At 74.6% G+C, this 1,956-nt stretch carries 2 protein-coding genes; both read right to left on the bottom strand.

Going from position 1 to position 1,956, the window contains the following annotated elements; translation table 11 throughout:
• Window positions 1-192, bottom strand: a 192-nt coding sequence (locus ACIQOV_RS39405; RefSeq protein WP_401055707.1) for a hypothetical protein, incomplete at its 3' end; no start/stop codon positions are given.
• A 129-nt stretch (window positions 193-321) separates the two neighbouring features.
• A partial coding sequence (locus ACIQOV_RS39400) for a hypothetical protein (RefSeq protein WP_401055705.1) occupies window positions 322-1,956 on the bottom strand: 1,635 nt, incomplete at its 5' end.

Below are 1,956 nucleotides of genomic sequence, written 5' to 3'. Positions count from 1 at the left end.
AGGGAGGGGCTGCTGGAGGTCCGCCTCCAGGCGCCGGTCCGGGTTGCGCAGCAGCGCGGCGGCCTCCTGGATCTGCTGGCGGGTGTACCGGCCGGCCCGCATCGCCGGTCCGACGGCGAGGTTGATCTCGCGCACGCCGGCCGTGAGCGGGATGCCCAGGACCTCGTACGGCGACGGTTCGTTCAGTGGCATGGCGGGCGGTCTCTCTCCTCACGGTGTCGGGGACGGCTCGGGGTGGCGGCCCGGGTGACGGTCTGCGGTCTGCGGTCTGCGGTCTGCGGCGTACGGTCTAGGACGACGCCAACTGCCGTGCGGTTGCCGTCAGTAGAGCGAGTTGATCCGCCGCTGCATGACGTGCAGCTCGACGTCGTCCGGGCTGTACTCGACGGCCTTGCGGGCCAGGTCACGGGCCTCGCGCAGCTTCCGGGCATTGGCCTGCTGGACGGCGAAGGAGCCGTAGACGATGCCGAGTTCGCGGCGCAGCTTGTCGGTGTCCTCCGCGGTGCCGGACAGTTCGAGCGCCTCTTCCAGCAGCCGGATCGCCGCGCGGTAGCGGCGGCCCTCGTAGTGGCTGATGGCCTTGCCGCGCCAGACGCTGACCATCAGCCGGCGGATGTCGGTGGAGTCGTCGTAGGACCTGGCCTTCTGGAGCATCGCGGCCTGGTCGGTGAACGGCTGGTCCTCCATACCGTCCACCACGTGGTTGGCCAGCATCACCGAGACCCGGCGCGGGGCCTCCTGTTCGACCCCGCCTTCCCATTCCGGGTCGGCGCGCAGCGCCTCGGCCATCCACTCGACGGCGCGCCGGCGGTCGTCGGCGAAGGCGGCCGAGCGGGCGAGCTGGCGCAGCACGAAGGCGAGGCCGAGCCGGTGGTCCGGATCGGGGTTGAGTTCGATCAGCGCCCGCCAGGCTTCGGCGGCCTCCACGAGTTCCGCGTCGGTGGCGTCGGCGTGGCTGAGCTGGCCGGCCCGGTTGCCGAGGGCGGCCTCCAGGAAGTGGCGGGCGGTCGGGTCGTCGGGTGCCAGCTCCAGGCTCTTCTCCAGCAGCGCGAGGGCGCGGGGGTAGTCCTTGTCCTCGTTGTTGATCTTGCGCGCCCACTGGGCGTAGGTGGCACCGAGGTCGCCCTGCACCTCGGGGTCGTCGGGGGCCAACACCAGGGCCTTCTCCAGGAGTTCGGCGGCCCCGGCCTGGTCGTCCAGGTTGTTCTTGAGCAGCGCGCGGGCCGCTCGCAGGCCGGACTCGGCGGCGATGGCGGCGGCGTCGGCGGGCAGCCTGGCACCGGGGACGGACCGGGCGCGGGTGAGGCTCTCCAGGGCCTCGCGCCAGTCCTGGTTGCGGTGGTGCTCGCGGGCCTGGCTGACCAGGGACTCGCCGAGCAGCGACTGCCAGTCCTCGCCGCGCCGCTGTTCGGGCACCGCGTCCAGGGCGGCGACGGCGGCGGCCTGCCGGCCCTGGAGCTGCAGGTAGCGCTGCGCGCCGAGGTCGCCGAACAGGCCGAGGGCCCGGGTGGGCGCGGGCGCGTCGGGGCCGGCGGGCCGCCGCCAGGCCCGTACGGCCTGCTCGAAGGCCTCGGCCCAGTCGGGGAGTTCGGGATCGTCGCGGAGCAGCCCTTCGAGGGCGGGGCCGAGCGCGAGACGGCGGGCCGGGCGGCCGGGCAGGGTGATCCGGATGTCCTCCTGGGCGAAGGCGTCCGCGCAGTGCGCCTCCATGCCGAGGCGCAGCGTCCAGGCGGTGACCTCGTCGCCGCTGCGCCCGGCGGCCCGGTCCAGGGCGCGCAGGTCGTCGCGGAGGCGGTCGAGCAGGGCGGCGCGGGCGGCGGCCAGCCGCTGGGGTTCGGCGGTGCGGCCGGTGATCCGGGCGGACTCGGTCCACAGCTCGGGCTGGTGCAGGGCGGCGACCAGGCAGCCGAGCGTCCAGGCCCAGACCTCTTCGCCGGGGGAGTCGGGGGCGCCGGG

Origin of the sequence: Kitasatospora sp. NPDC091257 (assembly GCF_044757675.1) — a bacterium.
Classification (GTDB): domain Bacteria; phylum Actinomycetota; class Actinomycetes; order Streptomycetales; family Streptomycetaceae; genus Kitasatospora; species Kitasatospora lactacystinica.
Note: the sequence above shows the minus strand (reverse complement) of the source record. Positions and strands in the feature narration are given on the sequence as shown.